General features: G+C 73.4%; 12 protein-coding genes and 1 pseudogene. 8 read left to right on the top strand and 5 right to left on the bottom strand.

Translation table 11 applies throughout. From position 1 onward, the window contains the following. The first annotated feature begins 17 nt into the window (after positions 1-17). On the top strand, positions 18-1121 hold the full coding sequence (locus ACFVVU_RS04730) for a HoxN/HupN/NixA family nickel/cobalt transporter (RefSeq protein ID WP_380690009.1): 1104 nt from the start codon (positions 18-20) through the stop codon (positions 1119-1121). Between the two features lie 87 nt (positions 1122-1208). On the opposite strand, the gene ACFVVU_RS04725 is transcribed toward ACFVVU_RS04730, so the two are convergent. The 3 genes from ACFVVU_RS04725 to ACFVVU_RS04715 all read right to left on the bottom strand — a co-directional run bounded on the left by ACFVVU_RS04725 (position 1209) and on the right by ACFVVU_RS04715 (position 8250). Next, positions 1209-7442 carry a DNRLRE domain-containing protein gene (locus ACFVVU_RS04725; RefSeq protein WP_387788394.1) on the bottom strand — a complete coding sequence of 2078 codons (6234 nt, stop codon included), beginning with the start codon at positions 7440-7442 and terminating at the stop codon, positions 1209-1211. 267 nt (positions 7443-7709) lie between these two features. Continuing rightward, a complete protein-coding gene (locus ACFVVU_RS04720; RefSeq protein ID WP_380685037.1) occupies positions 7710-7982 on the bottom strand; it encodes a hypothetical protein in 273 nt (90 codons plus the stop codon). Positions 7983-7989: 7 nt separating this feature from the next. Further along, complete coding sequence (locus tag ACFVVU_RS04715; protein ID WP_387788393.1) at positions 7990-8250, bottom strand: hypothetical protein; 261 nt, start codon at positions 8248-8250, stop codon at positions 7990-7992. Positions 8251-8585: 335 nt separating this feature from the next. Here ACFVVU_RS04715 and ACFVVU_RS04710 point away from each other — a divergent pair, with 335 nt between their 5' ends. Continuing rightward, positions 8586-9575: a LuxR C-terminal-related transcriptional regulator gene (locus ACFVVU_RS04710; protein WP_387788392.1), complete on the top strand. Its 990-nt coding sequence runs from the start codon at positions 8586-8588 to the stop codon at positions 9573-9575. 253 nt (positions 9576-9828) lie between these two features. Then, positions 9829-12258: a lamin tail domain-containing protein gene (locus ACFVVU_RS04705; RefSeq protein ID WP_387788391.1), complete on the top strand. Its 2430-nt coding sequence runs from the start codon at positions 9829-9831 to the stop codon at positions 12256-12258. Between the two features lie 65 nt (positions 12259-12323). Here ACFVVU_RS04705 and ACFVVU_RS04700 read toward each other — a convergent pair whose 3' ends face one another. Then, the gene (locus tag ACFVVU_RS04700; RefSeq protein ID WP_387788390.1) at positions 12324-13208 is read right to left on the bottom strand and encodes an SGNH/GDSL hydrolase family protein; all 885 of its coding nucleotides are present in this window, start codon (positions 13206-13208) and stop codon (positions 12324-12326) included. 299 nt (positions 13209-13507) lie between these two features. On the opposite strand from ACFVVU_RS04700, the gene ACFVVU_RS04695 reads away from it, so the two are divergent. Further along, a complete protein-coding gene (locus ACFVVU_RS04695) occupies positions 13508-15163 on the top strand; it encodes an FAD-binding dehydrogenase (protein ID WP_387788389.1) in 1656 nt (551 codons plus the stop codon). A 260-nt stretch (positions 15164-15423) separates the two neighbouring features. Here the strand turns inward: ACFVVU_RS04695 and ACFVVU_RS04690 are convergent, their stop codons facing one another. Beyond that, on the bottom strand, positions 15424-15804 hold the full coding sequence (locus tag ACFVVU_RS04690) for an ArsR/SmtB family transcription factor (protein WP_380685917.1): 381 nt from the start codon (positions 15802-15804) through the stop codon (positions 15424-15426). Between the two features lie 56 nt (positions 15805-15860). Here ACFVVU_RS04690 and ACFVVU_RS04685 point away from each other — a divergent pair. The 4 genes and pseudogenes from ACFVVU_RS04685 to ACFVVU_RS04670 all read left to right on the top strand — a co-directional run. Continuing rightward, positions 15861-16088 (top strand): annotated as a pseudogene (locus tag ACFVVU_RS04685) (heavy metal translocating P-type ATPase); the annotation flags it as partial. Continuing rightward, positions 16085-16534: a (2Fe-2S) ferredoxin domain-containing protein gene (locus ACFVVU_RS04680; RefSeq protein ID WP_387788388.1), complete on the top strand. Its 450-nt coding sequence runs from the start codon at positions 16085-16087 to the stop codon at positions 16532-16534. The pseudogene ACFVVU_RS04685 and the gene ACFVVU_RS04680, both read left to right, overlap by 4 nt. Before the next feature lie 87 nt (positions 16535-16621). Further along, positions 16622-16873 carry a hypothetical protein gene (locus tag ACFVVU_RS04675; RefSeq protein WP_030302164.1) on the top strand — a complete coding sequence of 84 codons (252 nt, stop codon included), beginning with the start codon at positions 16622-16624 and terminating at the stop codon, positions 16871-16873. A 174-nt stretch (positions 16874-17047) separates the two neighbouring features. Beyond that, on the top strand, positions 17048-19726 hold a 2679-nt coding region (locus tag ACFVVU_RS04670), incomplete at its 3' end, for a SpaA isopeptide-forming pilin-related protein (protein WP_387788387.1).

The following is a 19726-nucleotide window of genomic DNA, read 5'->3' as shown; positions in this document are numbered from 1 at the left end:
TCATGAAAGGACCCCCGATGACCGGCCCCCGCTGGCGCGATCGGCTCACCCGTGAGGAGTGGATCCGCCTCGCAGGCATGGGCGGCTTCATCCTCGCCCTGCACGTGATCGGCTGGTTCACCCTGCTCGCGCTCGTCGCGCCCGAGCACTACGACGTCGGCGGCCAGGTCTTCGGCGCCGGCATGGGCCTCACCGCGTACACCCTCGGCATGCGGCACGCCTTCGACGCCGACCACATCGCCGCCATCGACAACACCACCCGCAAGCTGATGGGCCAGGGCAAGCGGCCGCTGTCGGTCGGCTTCTGGTTCTCGCTCGGCCACTCGTCGATCGTCTTCGGCCTCTGCGCGCTGCTGGCCTTCGGCATCCGCTCGCTCGCCGGGCAGATCGAGACGGACGACTCCACCCTGCACGAGACGACCGGCCTGATCGGCGTCACCGTCTCCGGCACCTTCCTGCTCGCCCTCGGCCTGATCAACCTGGGCGCGTTCAACGGCATCCTCAAGGTCTTCCGCCGGATGCGCGAGGGCGAGTTCGACGAGGCCGAGCTGGAGGCGCAGCTGGAGAAGCGCGGCTTCATGAACCGCATCCTCGGCCGGGTGACCAAGGCCGTCACCAAGCCCTGGCACATGTACCCGGTCGGCCTGCTGTTCGGCCTGGGCTTCGACACCGCCACCGAGGTGTCGCTGCTGGTGCTGGCCGGTGGCGCGGCGGCGTTCCAGCTGCCCTGGTACGCGCTGCTGGTGCTGCCGATCCTGTTCGCCGCCGGCATGAGCCTGCTGGACACCATCGACGGCTCGTTCATGAACTTCGCCTACGAGTGGGCGTTCTCCAAGCCGGTCCGCAAGATCTACTACAACCTGACCGTCACCGGCCTGTCCGTCCTGGTCGCCCTGGTCATCGGCTCGATCGAGCTGATCGGGCTGCTCGGCGAGAAGCTCGACATCACCAGCGGGCCGGTCGCCTGGATCGGCGAGCTGAACCTGGACCTCGTCGGCTACGCCATCGTCGGCCTCTTCGTGCTCACCTGGGCGGCGGCGATCGCCTACTGGAAGTTCGGCAACGTCGAGGAGAAGTGGTCGGCCGGGCTCACCGCCGCGGCCGCCGAGAAGGGCGAGTGACGCCACCCGGCGGCCTCGGAGCCGAACGCGGGAGGCCCGCCCGACCTGGTGGTCGGGCGGGCCTCCTTCTTCAGCCGGGTGTCCGGATCAGCAGCTGGTCGTCCAGGACCGCACGCCCGGGAAGGGCAGCGAGTTCCAGCCGGCCGCGCCGATGGCGATCGCCAGGCACCGGTGGTTGTAGTACGCCTTCGAGGCCATGTGCTGCACGTAGCCGGAGTAGGCGCCCGCCGCGAGGGCGAAGCCCGCGCCGACCGGTCCGAGCAGGCCCACGCCGACCCAGATCGGGCCGTAGACGTAGTGGGCGTTGCGGCCGATCTTCCCGGTGTACGCGCGGTTGAAGTAGAAGGTGAGCTGCGCCAGGTACTTCAGGCCGCGCCAGCCGATGTGCGCCTCCAGGTGCGCCCAGAGGCGGCCCCAGGAGTAGTAGCGGGTCTTCGACCAGCTCCAGCGCCCGTCCAGGTCGAAGGAGTTCACCGGGTCGGTCGGGTAGGTGTAGGCGTTGGCGTTGCCGCCCGGGACCGGGTCGGCCTGCAGGAACCGGCCGAGGCTCGGGTCGTACAGCCGGGAGCCCATCAGGACGACGCCGCTGGCGGTGGAGGAGTCGCGCTGCTCGCCGCCGACCCAGCCGTAGCCGGTCACCGGGTCGCCGAGACTGACGCCGTACTCGTCGAAGGCCCGCACGCTCAGCGCCTGGGCCGGGTCCAGCGGCAGCTGGACGGACACGTCGCCGTGCAGGTTGGTGAGCTGCAGGACGGTGCCGTCGGTGGCGCCGGTGATGGCGCCGAGCGTGCCGCCGAGGTCGGTCACGCCGCGGGCGACCGCGCCGTTGCCGGCCTTGGACCAGCTGGGGCTGTCACAGGCGCAGCCGTAGTGGTTCAGGCTGGTGGCCGTGGTGCTCCAGGTGCCGTCGGCGGCCTGGGTCTCGGTGCTGCGGGAGGCCTGCCGGCCGGCCGCGTCCAGCGCCCAGGTGTTGCGCTGGGTGCCCGAGGTCTCGGTGCGGACCAGGTCGTTGGCGTAGTAGCCGAACTGGGCGCCCCTGGGGTGCGTCGTGGTGCGGCCGAAGGCGTCGTACCCGGCGCCCTTCAGCCGGTCGGCCGCGTCGTACTGGGAGCCCACCGTGCTGCTGGTGGAGTCGACGGTGGCCGGGTCGCAGTCCTCCTTGGTGGTGGTCAGCGCGGTCCGGTTGCTGTTCCTGTCGAAGGTGTAGGCGCGGGTGGTGCAGCCGTCCAGGGACTTGTCGGCGGCCTTGGTGAGGCGGCCGGAGGCGTCGTAGCCGAAGACCGACTCGGTGCTGGCGCCGGCGGTCAGCGTGTGTCCGGCCTGCTGGCCGTGGACGGTGAAGTCGGCGTAGTCGGCCAGGACGACGGTGCCGTCGGCGGCGGTGTAGACCTTGCCGGTGAGGGTGCCCTGGGTGTCGTAGCCGTTGGTGAGGACGTAGCCGCCGGGCAGGGTCTGCCGGGTGAGCTTGCCCTCGGAGTCGTACTCGGCGGTCATGGTGCCCGCCACCGAGTCGGTGAGCGACTGCGGCCGGCCGTAGCCGTCGTAGCCCGTGGTGGTGGTGGACGGGGCCGAGTCGGCGCGCTTGACCGGGCGGTCGGCGACGTCGTACTCGGTGGTGGTGACGCTGCCGGCGCCGTCGTCGTAGCCGGTGACGCGGCCGAGCCGGTCGAAGGCCGTCCGCACGGTGGCGGTGCCGGCAGTGCTGCCGACGACCCGGCCGGTGGCGGCGTCGTAGGTGGTGGTGGTGTCCGGCACCGCGGTGCCGGTGCCGCCGGTCACCGCGACCTTGGTGGTGCGGCCGGCCGCGTCGGTGGTCGTGGTGGTGGTGCGGGTGACGCCGTTGGCGGTCTCCCGGACCACGGCCGGGCGGCCGTAGCGGTCGTACTCGGTGGTGCTGGTCGGGATCTCCGCCGGGTTGGCGCCGGCGTCGGCCGCCGCGGCGGCCGGGCCGGTGGAGCAGGGCAGGTCGGCCCACTCCGGGCGGCCGGCGCAGGCGCCGGTGCCGGCGGCGGCCCAGTAGGTGGTGACGGTGGTGCCGACGTCGGTGCCGTTCGACTTGGGCAGGGAGGTCCTGACGGCCCGGCCCTGGGCGTCGTACGCGACGGTCTTGGTGAGCTTCAGGCCCGCCGGGTCCTCGGTGGTCTGGGTGGCCAGGCCCTTGGCCCAGTCGTAGGCGGTGACGGTGGTCCGGACGTCGGCGTCGGCGGCGTAGCCGTCGACGCGCGCGCCGATGGTGGCGGTGGTGGGCTCGTTGCTGACCGCGGCGTCGGCCGGACGGCCCTCGTCGTAGGCGGTCGCGGTGTGGGTGCGGGCCGGGACCTCGTCACCGGCCGGGCGGGCCGGGCTGGCGCCGGAGGCGGCCAGGTCGTGCTCCAGGGTGACCAGGTGCAGCGGGCCGAACTCGTCGGTCTGCCGCTCGCCGTCCGCCGAGTAGGCGGTCAGGGTGGACAGCGCCTGGGCGCGGTCGGCGGTGGTGGCCTTGTCGAGGCCGAGCGCGCGCAGCTTCGCCAGGCCCTCGGCGGAGGTGGACAGGGCGAGCGCCCGGTTCTCCGCGCCCAGCTTGCGCACCGCGTTGCCGTAGGCGTCGTACTCGGTGGTGGTGACGCCGCCCGCGGAGGCGGTGTTGACCTCGCGGCCGGAGGCGTTGGTGTACGTGATGCCGGCCTTGGCGAAGTCGCCCGAGCCGAGCAGCCGGCCGTCGTGGCTGGCCGGCGGCGCGTCGGCGGGGAAGATCGCGGTGGCGTCGGTGGGCGCGTTGGTCTGGCCCCAGGCGGCGACGTCCGCGGTGCCCAGCTTGTACGGGGCGTTGGCGCCGCTCAGCGGCACGTCGTAGACCAGGTTGGTGGCGGCGGTGCCGTTCGCCACGTCGGCGCTGCCCTGCTGGAGGGACGGCCGGGAGGCCGCCAGCAGCATGCCCTCACCGGCGGTGGCGGCGTTGCCGGCCTTGCCGTAGGTGAAGGTCCAGGCGAACTCGCCGGGCGGGGTCAGGGTGATCACCCGGCCGGCCGCGTCGTAGGTGTACGCGGTCTTCAGCGCGGGGCTGATCCGCGGGTCCCACTCCTCGCGCAGGCGGGTCATGTCGTCGTAGCGGTACTCGGCGACGGCGACCGGGGTGGCCGCGGTGGCACCGGGCAGGTTGGACCAGAGCCGGACCTGCTTCACCTGGCCGGCCACGTCGCCGAGCGCGGCGGTGGTGGCGGTGGTGGCGTCGGCGTAGACGTACTCCAGGACCCGGCAGCCGTTGGCGGCGGGGTTGGCGGCGCAGGTGGAGTTGGCGACGGCCGTGGTCGGCGCGACGACGAACTTCGGGCGGGCCAGGGTCTTCCCGCCGGTCACGACCTTCTCCGAGACCACGGTGGTGGTGGAGTTGTCGGTGGCCGTCGAGGAGGTGGTGACCTGCCAGGTGGTGGCGGCCGGGTCGACCTTGGCGAAGGTCGTGGTGGCGCCGTTGGTGCTCTTCAGGGTGAAGGCGCCGGTGAGCGCGCCGGTCAGGGTGAGGGTCTCCGCACCGGGCTCGGGCTTCCAGCCGCCGCCGGTGGTGGCGGTGAAGCCGGTCTCGTGGCCGGTGGCGTCGACGACGGACACCGAGGTGGGCGAGGTCTGCCGGACGTACGCCCAGTCCGAGGAGGTGAGCTCGGCCATGGTGCCGGCGCTCCACTGCGGGCCGAAGATGGCCGCCTGGCCCTCCTGCGCGGCGCCGTTCTCGGGGTGCCGGGAGGAGAAGGTGCGGCCGGTGCTCAGGCCGAAGGCGGAGGCGTCGGTCGCGCTGAGGGTGTAGTCACCGGTGAGGGTGTTGACCCGGCCGGGGCCGACCTCGGCGTCCGGCGCGTTGCCGCCGTTGCGGTCGACGGTGATGGTGTTGGGCTCCGAGGCGTCGGTGCCGGCGCCGACGGTGAAGACCGCGCGGACGTCGACCGGGCCGTCGGTGGCCAGGGTGTCGGTGATGTTCCAGGTCAGCGGCGCGGGCTTGCCGCCGGTGACCGCGAACGGCCAGGCGGCGACGGCGCCGCCGGCGGCGGTGGTGACGTTGGCGACCGGGATGTCGGTCCAGGCGGCCGTCTCACCGCGGCGGTACTGGTAGCGCACGCCGGTCGCGGTGGTCTGGCCCTCGGCGGCCAGCGTGGTGCGGCGGGCCGGGCGCTCGCCGGCGCCGGGCGAGGCGAGGGCGGCGCCCTTGCCCGCGTTGAACACGTACGCCTTGTCCGCGGAGACGTTGCCGGCCGCGTCGCGGGTGTGCGCGGTGACGGTGTGCTGGCCGCCCTTGAAGCTGAGCACGGCGGTCACCGGCGTGCCGCTGGTCGCGACGGTCACCCAGGTGCCGCCGTCCAGCCGGTACTGGATGTCCTTCACGTCGCTGGTCGGCGGGGTGAAGGTGAAGCTGCCGGTGAAGGTGCCGGAGGCGTCCGGGGTGCCCGCCCACTGGCCGGCCGGGAAGTCGCCGGAGGAGACGGTGGTGGCCGCCGGGGCGGTGGTGTCGACCGTGAAGGTGCGGAAGCCGGACCAGGCGCTGTTGGCGGTGCCGTCCCAGGAGCGGGAGCGCCACTTGTAGGCGCCGGCCGGCAGCGCGGTGCCCGGGGTCCAGGTGAAGGTGGATCCGGAGGCCGCCATCGCGGTGCGGCCGGACTGCAGCGCGGCGGTGCCGGCGGACGTCCAGACCTCGAAGTCCAGGGCGATGTTGCCGCCGTCGGGGTCGGTCGCCTTGGCCGACAGGGTCGGCGTGGAGTCGCCGGTCACCGCGGCGTTCGCCGGGGAGACCAGGGTGGAGACGGCCGGCGCCGTGTTGTAGGTCACCGACAGGTAGGGCGTGTTGGAGGCCGCGTTGCCGGAGTTGAACTTCTTCCAGCCGTACGGGTCGGTCTCGTCGGTGGCCCGGATGCCCAGCGTGTTGTTGGCGTTGCCGTTGTCGGCCCAGGCCTGCACCAGCGAGGTGATGTCGGTGTTGGTCCAGCCGGCGGCGCAGGAGCTGGAGTAGCCCTTGGTCGCCGTGGTGGTGGCCCACTTGCGGTTCCAGCCGGGCTGGGCCGTCCAGCGGGTGGCGGTGGTCGCCGTGCCGGTGTCCCAGACCTCCCAGCTCTTGGCGGTGCAGGACCAGGAGTGGAACTCCCACAGGTTGAGCTTGGCGGCGGTGACCTGCTTGCCGCTGATGGCGGCCATCGGGAACTGCAGGAAGGAGCGCGCCACCTGGCTGGAGCCGTTGTTGCCCAGCTTCAGCTCGGTCTGGGAGGAGACGTCGGTGCCGTAGCCCTCCTGGACGAAGGTGTCGAAGCCGACGCCGATGTTGACCGCCGGGTCGATGGTGACCGGGTAGCGGGTCTTCGGGTCGTTGAGGAACGCCGCGTCCGGGGTGAGCGTGAGGTCGACGGCGTTGCCGTTCTGGGTGACCTTCAGGGCGACCGGGGCGGTACGGGTGTGATCGCCGCTGCGCTCGTCGACCTGCGCGTCCCACATCACCGGGGCGGGCAGCTGGCCCTTCTCCTCGCCGGTCTTCGGGTCGAGGAAGGAGACCGAGTTGTCCGCGTTGTGGCGGGCCTGCAGGCCGGCCGCGTCCAGGGTCATCGTGACGGTGCCGTTGGCGCCGACCGCCGTGCGGTCCTTGAGCTCCAGGAACTGCTCGAAGCCGGTCCGGGTGGACTCGATGACGAGGTCGGTGGCGGTGAGCGCGTTCTCGTAGCGGGCCTTGGTGCCGTCCACCTCGGGGGCGGGCAGGGTGCCGCGCCAGGACAGCGACATGGCGGTGCCGTTGCCGTTGTCCAGCGAGACCAGCGGGACGGCCGGGGCCTGCCGGTCGCCCGCGGGGGCACCGGCCGCCTTGAACTTGGAGGCGGCGGCGGCCGGGGTGGCGCCGGCCAGCTTGAGGCCGAGCGGGTGGCCCTTGGCCTTGACGGAGCCGTCGGGCTGCTGGGCCAGGTTCACGTCGATCGGCTGGAGCCTGCCGGAGCCGTCCTTGTACCGGACCGGGCCGGTGGCCATGTCCAGGGTGGTGGTGCCGTCCGGGTTGATCCAGGTGGTGGTGGACTCGGTGCGCTCGCCGACCACCTCGATCCGGCGGTTCTCCAGCCGGGCCTTGAGGTGGGCGGAGGCGATGTCCGCGGCCTCGGCGGCGCCGAGCACCCGGGTGGTGTCGGGCGCGGCGGGCCTGTCCGCGCCGAGGGCGAAGGACTGGCCGCTCGTCAGGGCGACGACGGCGGCCTCGGCGGCCAGGACCACGGCGAGCGCGACCGCGGTGTTGCGCAGGACGCCGTTGCGGCGGCGTGACGCGGGGGCGGCTGGCACGCCGTCCCCGGCGCGGGGCCGGGGTGGGGTGCCGGTCGGGTGTGACATGGGGCTCCTCGACGGTCTTGGTTGAGCGGGGGTTCGTTCTCGACGGCGACATGCGCCCGTCCACGCGGGCAGGGCAGGGCAGGGCAGGGCGAGGAAGGGCAGGGCGGACCCGGAGGCCGGGCCGCCTGGAGACCTGCCTGCGGTCATGCCCATGTCAGTAACGCGCCGGTCAAGCCGTAGGCATGAATCGGCCAAATTTGCGGGTGAGGGGAACCGTCCGAAAACCGGACGGAAGGTCAGGAAGCAGCCGGCGGAGGGCCCCGCGGCCTACGGTGGAGCCGCCACCGCGTAGCGGCGCGCGGGGCCGTCCGCCAGCGCCCGGCCGAGCAGGGCGTGCGCCCGCAGCTCGGCCGCTTCCCGGTGGGCCGCGCGGACGTACAGCACCAGGCCGACGCCTCCCGGGACGGCGCGGGCGCGCACGTGCTCCAGGCCGTCACCCGGAACCGCGCGTGCCCACAGGGCGGCCTGGACGTCGTCGGCTCCGGCCTCGCCCGTCGGCGCGGCGGAGACGTCCAGGAGGGTCAGCTGGACGGCGAACACGGAACGGTCAGTCCCAGCCGATGCCCGGGCCGCTGACCGGGCTGTCCCAGCCGATGGTCCCGGCACCCGCGGTGGTCCGGCCGGTCCCCGGCCCGTCCCAGCCGATGCCGGGGCCGTCCCAGCCGATCCCCGGCCCGTCGGCGGGGGTGGTGGCGGCGAGGGTGACGGCGGACGGAGCGGTCCGCGGGGCGGCGAAGGCGGGGGCGGCGGCGGTGGCGAGGGACAGTGCGAGAGCGGTGGCGGCGAGCAGTCGGACGGTCTTCGGCACGGCGGTTCCTGTTCTGTGCACGGTGGTTCAGGGCGTGTTCGAGAAGGGCGGAGCGTTGCGCGCAGACCGCATCCTCCCGCCCCCCGCCCCCCGTGGGGAGGGAGTGCGGCGGGCAGCATCCGGCCAGGCAGCATGCTGCAACCCCGGGCCGGCCGCCGGGGGTGGCGCCGCCCGCCCAGTTCCCTCCACGGAACAGACCGGACGGTCCGGTTCGGCTCGGCTGACCGGATCAGGCCTTGTGGGGGTGGGGCGGCCGACGGAAGGATCGGGGCTCGGCGGACCGGACGGGTATTCATTCGCTTGAGGCGATGCTGTGACGATCAGGGGTCGTTGACGTGCTGGAACTGCTGGGCCTGGACGCCACCGCGGAAGCCGTGTACCGCGAGATGCTCGCGGATCCGGAGGGCGGAGTGGCCGAACTCTGCGAACGCCTCGAACTCCCCGAACCCGAGGTCCGGGCCGCTCTCGACCGCCTCGCCGACCTCACCCTGCTGCGGGCCTCCCGGGAGCGCCCGGGTGCCCTGTGGCCGGTCAGCCCGGAGCGCGGACTGGAGCTGCTGCTGCGCCGTCAGGAAGAGGAACTCGCGCGCCGACAGCAGGAGTTGGCGGTCTCCAAGGCGGCCGTGGCGCGTGCCGTCGCGGAGTACGCCACGCTCCGCTCGGCCACCCTGGTGGACGGCGGCGAGCGACTCGTCGGCCTCGACGCGATCCAGGCCAAGCTGGAGGTGCTGACTGCCCGGCTGACCACCGAGTGCCTGGGCGTGATGCCCGGCGGCGCGCAGTCCGCGGCCAGCCTGGCCGCCTCCCGCCCGCTCGACGAGGACGCCCTGCGGCGCGGCGTCAGCCTGCGCACCATCTACCAGGACAGCGTCCGCAACGACCCGGAGACCTTCGCCTACACGCAGTGGATGACGGACCTGGGCGGCCGGGTGCGCACCGCCCCGGTGCTGCCGCCGCGGATGCTGGTCTTCGACGGGACCACCGCCGTGGTGCCGATCGACCCGGAGAACACCCGGGCCGGCGCGCTGTGCACCGAGGAGCCGGGCATCGTCGCCTCGCTGGTCGCGCTGTTCGAGCAGACCTGGGAGACGGCCGCGCCGCTCGGCGGGGACCCCCGCCCCGGGGACGCCGCCACCGGTCTGAGCCCCGGTGAGCGCGAACTGCTGCGGCTGCTGTCCACCGGCCTGACCGACGACGCGGCGGCCAAGCGACTCGGCGTCTCGGTGCGCACGGTGCGCCGGCAGATGGCGGCGCTGATGGAGCGTCTGGAGGCGGCGAGCCGCTTCGAGGCGGGCCTGAAGGCGGCTCAGCGAGGCTGGCTGTAGCCGGTCGCCGCGGTGACCACGGCGGTGACCACGGCGGTGGTCGCAGCGGTGGTCACGGCCGTGGCGACGATCGTCGGACGTCAGGGAGAAGTTCACTTCCGGGCTCTTGTCCGGCCATTTTCTACGCGCGTATCTTTGGGCGCTGCGGGGGTGGATCCCGGCCCCCGCACGACTTTCTACGCGGGTAGCGGGGCGGGGCGCGCGGTGCGCCCGGCCCGACCGACCCTCACCCACAGCTAGGAGTCCCGTTCCGGTGACCACCCCCACTGCTCCCCGTCCGCGTTCCCGCCGCGCCCTGCTGCGCGCGGCGATCGTCCCGGCCGGTCTCGCCGCCTCCCTGGTGCTGGCCCCGCTGCCGGCCGCCGTGGCCGCGCCCTCCGCCGACGTGCTGATCGCCGAGGTCTACGGCGGTGGCGGCAACTCGGGCGCCACCCTGAAGAACGACTTCGTCGAGCTGGCCAACAAGGGCGGCGCCGCCTTCGGCCTGGACGGCTGGAGCATCCAGTACATATCCGCCACCCCGGGCGCCGGCTCCCAGTGGGGCGTCACCCCGCTGACCGGCTCGATCGCCCCGGGCGGGCGCTACCTGGTCGCCGAGTCGGCCGGCGCGGCGGGCACCGTCGAGCTGCCCACCCCGGACGCGGCCGGCTCGCTGGCGCTCTCCGCCACCAGCGGCACCGTCGCGCTGGTCCGCGGTACCGACCCACTGGCCTGCAAGACCGCCGCCGACTGCGCCGCCGACCCGCGGGTGCGCGACCTCGTCGGCTTCGGCACCGCCGTGGTCCACGAGGGCTCGGCCTCGGTGCCCGGCGCCTCCAACACCGCCTCGGTGGCCCGCAAGGCCGGGCTGCCCGACACCGACGACAACGCGGCCGACCTCGCGGCCGGCGCCCCGACGCCGACCAACAGCCGCGGCGAGGTCGCCGAGGGCTCCACCCCGACCGGTCCGACCGAGCCGGGCACCGTGCGGATCCACGACATCCAGGGGAAGACCCGGGTGTCCGAGCGCACCGGCAAGACGGTCGCGGGCGTGCCCGGCGTCGTCACCGGCGTGCGCGCGTACGGCTCCAAGGGCTTCTGGATCCAGGACCCGAACCCGGACGCCGACCCGGCCACCAGCGAGGGCGTCTTCGTCTACACCGGCTCCGCCAACCCGACCGTCAAGGTCGGCGACTCGGTGCTGGTCACCGGCAAGGTGACGGAGTACTACCCGAACTTCAACGGCGGCTCGCAGTCGCTCACCCAGCTGACCAACCCGGCCGTCACCGTGCTCTCCTCCGGCAACCCGCTGCCGGCCCCGGTGGTCGTCGACACCCGCAACATCCCGGGCACCTACAGCCCGCAGGCCGGCGCCGACGGCACCGTCAACGGCGTCGCCCTGGACCCGGAGAAGTACACCCTCGACTTCTACGAGTCGCTGGAGGGCATGCTGGTCGAGGTCCGCGACGTGCGGGTGGTCCAGGCCACCGACAAGTACAACGAGCTGTGGGTCGCCGCCGACAAGCAGGACCAGAAGAGCAAGCGGGGCGGCCTGCTCTACGAGTCCTACGCCGAGCCGAACGTCGGCCGTCTGATGGTCCAGCAGCAGGCGCCGGTCTCCCAGCAGCCCTTCCCGGTCGCCAACGTGGGCGACGTGCTGACCGGCACCACCAGCGGCCCGCTGGACTACAACCAGTTCGGCGGCTACACCCTGGTCGCCGGCACCCTCGGAGCGCTCCAGGACAACCACCTGCAGCGCGAGGTCACCGCCCAGGCCGGCGAGCGCGAACTCACCGTCGCCACCTACAACGTGGAGAACCTGGCCGCCACCAACCCGGACGCCAAGTTCGCCGAGCTGGCCGCCGGCATCGTCACCCACCTGCGCTCGCCCGACATCGTCGCCCTGGAGGAGATCCAGGACAACAACGGCGCCAAGAACGACGGCACCGTGGACGCGAGCCAGACCGTGGCCAAGTTCATCGCCGCGATCAAGGCGGCCGGCGGCCCGGCCTACGATTGGCGCTCGGTCGACCCGCAGGACGGCAAGGACGGCGGCGAGCCCGGCGGCAACATCCGCCAGGTCTTCCTGTTCAACCCGCAGCGGGTGTCCTTCACCGACATCCCCGGCGGCACCGCCACCACCGCCGTGGACGTCGCCGGCACCGGCGCCGCCGCCTCGCTGACCGCCTCGCCCGGCCGGATCGCCCCCACCGACGAGGCGTGGACCAGCAGCCGCAAGCCGCTGGTCGGCCAGTTCTCCTTCCGTGGCAAGAAGGTCTTCGTCATCGCCAACCACTTCAACAGCAAGGGCGGCGACCAGGGCATCGACAGCCGCTTCCAGGCCCCGACCCGCTCCTCCGAGGTCCAGCGGATCAAGCAGGCCACCGTGGAGCAGGCCTTCGTGGCCAAGCTGCTGGCCGCCGACAAGGAGGCCAAGGTGGTCTCGGTCGGCGACTTCAACGACTACCAGTTCTCGCCCGCGCTGGCCGCGCTCACCAAGGACGGCGTGCTGCGCGACCTGGTGAACGAGCTGCCGGAGAAGGAGCAGTACTCGTACGTCTACCAGGGCAACTCGCAGGTGCTGGACCACATCCTGGTCAGCCCGGAGGTCGGGTACGCCAAGTACGACGTGGTGCACATCAACGCCGAGTTCGCCCAGCAGGCGAGCGACCACGACCCGCAGGTGGTCCGCATCAAGCCGTGAGGCCGCCGGTCGCACGACCGAGGGGGCGGTGACCGGGGTCCGGTCACCGCCCCCTCGGGCAGTTCCTACCGGAGGGCGGCCAGTACGGCGTCCGCCATGACCCGCTCGCCGGTCGCGTTCGGGTGGAAGGGGACGGCCGGGGAGCCGGGCAGCGCGCCCTCGATCCAGGGGGTGTCCGAGCAGACGTCGTGCCCGCGGGTCGGGGCGGCGGTGTCCACGTAGCCGGCGCCGACCGCCGCGGCAGTGGACCGCAGCATCCCGTTGAGCCGGTCGAGCACGCCGTGCAGGTACGGGACGTCGCCCGGGGCGAGCGGCTGGCGCAGCACGCAGGACGCGCCGTCGGCGGGCAGTACCGAGGGGTAACCGACCAGCAGGACGCGGGCGTTGGGGGCCTTGGCGCGCAGCTTCCGCACGGTGTCCGCGAGCCGGGGTCCGGTGGCGTCGATCCGGTCGGCGAGGTCGTCGTCGCCGTACTGCCAGGACCAGGTGGACCAGTCCCAGTAGCCGTGGTGGTAGACGTCGGTGCACGGGGTGCCGAGCGGGTTGACCACCGCGCCGGCGATGCAGGTGGCGATCACGTCGCCGATCCCGATGTCGCTGTCGCCGAGGTCGTTGCCGCCGATCCCGAGGGTGATCAGGTCGGTGTCCGGGGTCACCGCGTCGATCTGCGGGTCGTTGACCCGCAGGAAGGCGTCGTACTGGGCCTGGGTGATCGACTTGACCTTGGCGGCGGCGCAGGTGACGTCGCGGTAGGCGGCGGCGTTCAGGGCGGCGGCGACCAGGTGGCCGTAGTCGCGGTCGGAGCGCAGGCAGAGACCGGCCGACTGGTTCGGGACGCCGGCGCCGGACGCGTAGGAGTCGCCGAGCGCCACGTAGCGGTGCGGGGCGGGAGTGGCGGCCTGGGCGCCGGTGGCGGTCATCGCCAGGGCGGCGCCGAGTGCGGTGGACACGAGCAGCAGGGAATTCCGGGCACGGCGGAGCACGGTTCCTCCTGGGGGAGAGAAACGGGTGGGGGACGTACCAGCCGGGCCACAGCTACTACCGACAGGTAAGTTACTGGCAGGTTTCGCCGCCGTCCATGCCGCACGCAGACATTTCCGGAAATCCGCCAGAGGTTTCGCCGATCGGTTTCGGAGGGTGTCCCGGCGGGAATTTCGAATTTCGCTCCACGGTGTGTCGAAGTCATTTCCGAAACGGGGCGGAGCGGAATGCGCGCGACCGTCCGCCGCCGGTCTGGAGGAGCTGCCGGATGGCCATGGACGCCGACGTCGTCGTCATCGGAGCCGGACTCGCGGGCCTCGCCGCGACCGCCGAACTCGTCGACGCCGGGCGACGGGTGATCCTGCTCGACCAGGAACCCGCTTCCTCGCTCGGCGGCCAGGCGCGCTGGTCGCCCGGCGGGCTGTTCCTGGTCGGCTCGCCCGAGCAGCGCCGGCTGCGGATCCGCGACTCGCACGACCTCGCCCGGCGGGACTGGCTCGGCTCGGCCGGCTTCGACCGGCCCGAGGACCGCTGGCCGCGCCGCTGGGCCGAGGCCTACGTCGGGTTCGCCGCGGGGGAGGAGCGGGCCTGGCTGCGCGCGCTGGGCGTGCGGTTCCTCCCGGTCGTCGGCTGGGCCGAGCGCGGCGGGCCGCTCGCCGACGGCCCCGGCAACTCGGTGCCGCGCCTCCACCTCGTCCGGGGCGCCGGCCCGGCACTGCTGGAGCCCTTCGTCCGCAAGGTCCGCGCGGCCGCCGCTCGCGGGCTGGTCGACCTGCGCTTCCGGCACCGGGTCACCGGCCTGGCCACGAGCGCGGGCGCCCTCGACACGGTGACCGGCGAGGTGCTGGTGCCGCGCGCGGCGGCGCGCGGCGAGGCCGGCTCCCGGGAGCCGGCCGGCCACTTCGAACTGTGCGCGCAGGCCGTGATCGTCGCCTCCGGCGGCATCGGCGGCAACCTCGACCTGGTCCGCCGGGCCTGGCCGGCCCGGCTCGGCCCCCCGCCCGGGCGGCTGCTGCGCGGGGTGCCCGCGCACGTCGACGGGCTGATGCTGGGCGTCGCCGCCGGCGCCGGGGCCGCGCTGGTCAACGGCGACCGGATGTGGCACTGCGCCGAGGGCATCGCCGACCGGGACCCGGTCTGGCCCGGGCACGGCATCCGCATCCTGCCCGGCCCCTCCTCGCTCCGGCTCGACGCCCTGGGCCGCCGGCTGCCCGCCCCGCTGTTCCCCGGCTTCGACACCCTCGGCACCCTGGAGCACCTCGGAACCACCGGGTACGAGCACAGCTGGTTCGTGCTCAACCGGAGGATCGTCGGGAGGGAATTCACCCTTTCCGGCTCGGGGCAGCGTCCCGGTCCCACCGGCGGCTCACTGCCCGCCGCGCTCCGGCGGGCCCTGCCCGGCGTCCCCGGCCCGGTGCGCACCCAGCTCGCCCACGGGCCCGACTTCGTCGTCGCGGGCAACCTGCGCGACCTCGCCCGCGCGATGAACGCCAGGGCGCGGGCCCCGCTGATCGACACCGCCGAGCTGCGCCACGTCGTCGAGGCCCGGGACCGCCGGCCGGCGGACCCCTCCGCCGAGGACCCCCAGATGACCGCCCTGCGCGGCGCCCGCCGCTACCTCGGTGACCGGCTGCTGCACACCGCCGCCCCGCACCGCATCCTCGACCCGGACGCCGCCCCGCTGATCGCCGTCCGGCTCTCGGTGCTCACCCGCACGTCGCTCGGCGGTCTGCACACCGATCTCTCGGCCCGCGCCCTGCGCCCCGACGGCTCCGTGCTCGACGGTCTCTACGCCGCCGGCGAGGCCTCCGGTTTCGGCGGCGGCGGCCTGCACGGTCACCGCTCCCTGGAGGGCACCTTCCTCGGCGGCTGCCTCTTCTCCGGCCGCATCGCGGGCCGCGCGGCCGCGCGGGCCACGGCGTGACCGCCGGGGCGGCGTCCGCGGCCACGAAGCGCATCCGGACGGAGTCCTCGACGACGTTGCTGTCGCGCTCGGTCCCGCCCCGGACGCCGATCACCCGGGCGCGCGGCCGTGCTCCGCAGCGGCGGATCCGGTACGTCGTCGAGGCTTGCGCCCCGGCGAGGTACGAACGGCCGCCCACGAACGTGACGACCGCGAGCGCTACGAGGTTCACGGCCCGGAGCCTGGCCGCCGGGGCGCTCCCGCGGTCACCGCCGCTGCACTCAACTGCCGCTCTTCGGCGCGGAGTTCGCCATTCCGTTGTCGACGATGCCGAGGCGCAGGTGGTCGACGTGGTAGACCGCCTGGTCGAGCAGGGCCGCGACGTGGTCGTCGTGCAGCGAGTAGACGACCGAGCGGCCGCGGCGCTCGCCGACCACCAGGCCGAGGTTGCGCAGCAGGCGCAGCTGGTGGGAGCAGGCGGACTGCTCCATGCCGACGGCGTCGGCGAGCTCGGTGGCGGCCCGCGGCCCTTCGCGGAGCTCGGCCAGGATCAGCAGGCGCGAGGGGGTGGCGAGGGCCTGGAGGGTGCTCGCCACCTTGGCGGCGTTGGAGGCGTCCAGGCGCATCCGCGGCACGGTGTTCTCGGCGGCTGCGTGTCCCATGGGTGAATCCTACGGGGCGCGGATGCGGGGGGACGCGGGCCCGGGGGAACGGCACCCTGGCCCTCTCCCGGCGGGCCCGCCGGCCGGTGGTGCGGAACCTGGTGATCGCGGGGGCGGCCATCGCCCTGCTGGTCACCCGGGACCCGGCGGGTACGCTGCCCCTGCCGCTCGGCGTCGCCGGGCACGAGGGCTCCACCGTGATCGTCGGCCACCACGGCCTGCGGCTGCCGCGCGAACGGGGGTGGCGGCGGGCCCTGCGGAACGAGGAGGGCCGAGGACGATGAGCCGACGCGAGCGCGAGCGTGAACGGGCCGGGGGGAAGGCCGAGGGGAAGGCGGGCGGCCGCGGCCCGGCGTCCCCGGCGTCCCCGGTGACCGTCACCGTCTGCCGGGGCTGCTGCTGCGGCACCCAGGAGAAGCACCCCGGTGTCGACCACGCCGGCCAGTACGAGCGGCTGCGCACCGCGGTCGGCGACACGGGCCGGGTCCGGGCCGTCAAGTGCCTGGACACCTGTGCGCACTCCAACGTCGTCGTGGTCGGCCCCTCCAGCGAGGGCCGCGCGGCCGGCGGCCGACCGGTCTGGCTCGGCTGGGTGCTCGCCGACGACATGATCGAGGAGATCGCCGAGTGGGTGCGGGCCGGCGGTCCCGGCCTCGCCGACCCGCCGGGGATGCTCGACCTCCAGCAGATCGCCGTCTCCCGCCGCGTGAGCGCGGGCCTGCCGGGCTGAGCAGGGCCCGCCCGGGAAGCGGCGGTCAGCGCCTACCATGACCTGGGCCCCCTCCGTCGGGCCCGGGTTCCGACCGGGAGGAAGACGATGACCACGGTCTGCCGCATCTGCGCGGGCACCGGCCGCACCGCCGGCCTCAGCTGCCGCACCTGCCAGGGCACCGGCACCACCGAGGTCGGCGGCGGCGGGGGCAACTGCTTCCTCTGCGACGGCACCGGCGTCTACGTCCGCTACCGGGTCGACGCCACCGGCGCCAAGCACGCCTACCGCGACGAGATCTGCCGCACCTGCGACGGCACCGGCAACCGGGCGGCGTCCCCCTGGGACGAGGCGTCCTGAGCACGGCCCTCTGACACCCCGTCGAGCCCTCGGCCCCGCGCCCCGTCCGCGGTCCCGGCCGACGGGATGCGGCAGGTGACGGTTGGTCTGTGCGGGTGCGCGCGTTTCATCATTCAGCGTACGTGGACGCGTCAACGGCGACCTCGCGCACATGGCCTGTCGGACGCTACGACCATGGCTTCCCTCAACCGACTGTTAGCGCGCGTCCGCCGAAAGGCTCTCGCCCTGGCACTGCCGTGCACCATCGCCTCGGCCCTCGTCCCCGTCCTCGCGCTCGGCCCCGGAGCCGTGTCCGCCGAGGCCGCGACGCTGCCCGGTGGCCTGGGGCCCTGCGTCCCCGGCAGTTGTCCCGAGCCCTTCCCCCCGATCAACAACGGCCCGTTCGCCGGGCGGGACAACGGGATCAACATCTTCGTCGGCTCCGACTTCCTGGTCCGCGGCCGCGCAGCCGAGGCCGAGGGCCGTGTTGTCGTCCTCAACGACTTCAACCAGTCCAAGGACCCCGGGGCCAGCTCCATCTACAACATCGGCATCGTCGGTGTGGGTTCGCGGGTCCCTCCGCCGGACGGCGCCGACTTCCTCACCACCGGTGACGACGTCGTCATCGCCCCCGGCCAGAGCCTGGTGGCCGAGGGTGGTGTGGTCCGGCACGCGGGCACGGTCACCGGCACCGTGATCGGCACCCTCGTCCAGGACCCCAACGCCATCCAGCCCTACGCCGGCCTGCGCGACCAGCTCACCGCCGCCTCCGACTGCTACGCCCGGGTCAACGGTGTGCCCCGCACCGCGACCGGCACCGCGGTGAACGCGGGATTCGAGACCCTGTTCACCGGTGACGGCGTGTCGGCGCTCCAGGTCTTCAACGTCGACTTCGACCTCACCGGCCGGGGCGGCGCCCAGCAGGGCATCACCTTCGCCAACATCCCGGCGGGCGCCACCATCCTCGTCAACCTCACCGGTGCCGCCCGGACCATCAACACGTTCAGCGGCGGCATCACCGACGACGACCCGCTGAACGCCTACCGCGAGCGTCTGCTGTGGAACTTCCCGGACGCCACCACGGTCACCCTGGCCGGCACCGGCCAGTTCCAGGGCAGCGTCCTGGTCGGCGAGCAGGCTTCGCAGACCACGGTCACCCTGCCCGGGGTCAACGGCCGCTTCTTCACCACCGGCGGGCTCATCCACACCAGCTCGCCCACCGGAGGCGGCGGCCAGGAGTTCCACGCCTACCCCTTCAACGGCGACCTGCCCGACTGCGCCGCCGCGGTGACGGGTGAGGTGCGGGTGCTGAAGACCGACTCGGTGACGGGCGCGCCGCTCGCGGGCGGCGTGTTCGAGCTCTGGGCGGAGACCAACGGGGTCCCCGGTCTCCAGACCAGTGGCGCGAACCCGGACACCCAGCTGGGTCGGCCCTGCACCACGGGTGCGGACGGTCTGTGCAGCCGTACGGTTCCGGTCGGCACGTACTACTGGCGGGAGACCGCGGCTCCGCCGGGCTACGAGTTGCCGGCTGATCCGGTGTTCGGTCCGTTGGAGCTGACGGCGGCGAACGCTGCTGAGGGCGTCCAGGTGACGGCTCCGGACGTGGCGCAGGCGCCGGTGACCGGTGAGGTGCGGGTCCTGAAGACGGACTCGGTGACGGGTCTGCCGCTCGCGGGTGGTGTGTTCGAGTTGTGGGAGGAGACGAACGGGGTTCCCGGCCTCCAGACCAGCGGTAGGAACCCCGACACTCAGGTGGGTACCACCTGCACCACCGGTGCGGACGGCATCTGCCGTCAGACGGTGCCGCTCGGTGCGTACTACTGGCGGGAGATCGCGGCTCCGCCGGGCTACGAGTTGCCGGCTGATCCGGTGTTCGGTCCGTTGGAGCTGACGGCGGCGGATGCCGCCCAGGGTGTGCAGATCACCGCCCCCGACGCGCCGCAGGCGCCGGTGACCGGTGAGGTCCGCGTTCTGAAGACGGACTCGGTGACGGGTCTGCCGCTCGCGGGTGGTGTGTTCGAGCTGTGGGAGGAGACCAACGGGGTTCCTGGTCTTCAGACCACTGGCGTGAACCCCGACACTCAGGTTGGTACGGCCTGCACCACGGGTGCGGACGGTCTGTGCAGCCGGACGGTTCCGGTCGGCACCTACTACTGGCAGGAGACGGCCGCACCTCCCGGGTACGTGCTTCCGGTCGATCCGGTGTTCGGCCCGCTGATCCTGACCCCCCAGAACGCTGCAGCGGGTGTGCAGGTGACGGCTCCCGATGTGCCGCAGGCGCCGGTGACGGGTGAGGTCCGCGTTCTGAAGACGGACTCGGTGACGGGTCTGCCGCTCGCGGGTGGTGTGTTCGAGTTGTGGGAGGAGACCAACGGGATCCCCGGTCTTCAGACCACTGGCGTGAACCCCGACACTCAGGTGGGTAGCACCTGCACCACCGGCGCGGACGGCATCTGCCGCCGCACGGTGCCGCTCGGTTCCTACTACTGGCGTGAGATCGCCGCACCTCCCGGCTACGAGTTGCCGGCTGATCCGGTGTTCGGTCCGTTGGAGCTGACGGCGGCGGATGCCGCTGCGGGTGTGCAGATCACTGCCCCCGACGCGCCGCAGGCCCCGGTGACGGGTGAGGTGCGGGTCCTGAAGACGGACTCGGTGACCGGTGCGCCGTTGGCCGGTGGTGTGTTCGAGTTGTGGGAGGAGACCAATGGCATCCCCGGTCTTCAGACCACTGGCGTGAACCCCGACACTCAGGTGGGTAGCACCTGCACCACCGGTGCGGACGGCATCTGCCGCCGCACGGTGCCGCTCGGCACGTACTACTGGCAGGAGACGGCCGCACCTCCCGGGTACGACCTGCCGGCCGACCCGGTT

The organism is Kitasatospora sp. NPDC057965 (assembly GCF_042887135.1).
In the GTDB taxonomy this organism is placed as follows: Bacteria; Actinomycetota; Actinomycetes; order Streptomycetales; family Streptomycetaceae; genus Kitasatospora.
The sequence above is the reverse complement of the archived record's forward strand: the minus strand, read 5'-3'. Positions and strand labels throughout refer to the sequence as shown.

Excerpts from the sequence above, each read along its gene's own strand:
- ACFVVU_RS04730 (WP_380690009.1), top strand. The coding sequence starts at position 18 with ATGACCGGCCCCCGCTGGCGCGATCGGCTCACCCGTGAGGAGTGGATC.
- ACFVVU_RS04725 (WP_387788394.1), bottom strand. The coding sequence starts at position 7,442 with ATGTCACACCCGACCGGCACCCCACCCCGGCCCCGCGCCGGGGACGGC.
- ACFVVU_RS04695 (WP_387788389.1), top strand. The coding sequence starts at position 13,508 with ATGGCCATGGACGCCGACGTCGTCGTCATCGGAGCCGGACTCGCGGGC.
- ACFVVU_RS04690 (WP_380685917.1), bottom strand. The coding sequence starts at position 15,804 with ATGGGACACGCAGCCGCCGAGAACACCGTGCCGCGGATGCGCCTGGAC.
- ACFVVU_RS04680 (WP_387788388.1), top strand. The coding sequence starts at position 16,085 with ATGAGCCGACGCGAGCGCGAGCGTGAACGGGCCGGGGGGAAGGCCGAG.
- ACFVVU_RS04675 (WP_030302164.1), top strand. The coding sequence starts at position 16,622 with ATGACCACGGTCTGCCGCATCTGCGCGGGCACCGGCCGCACCGCCGGC.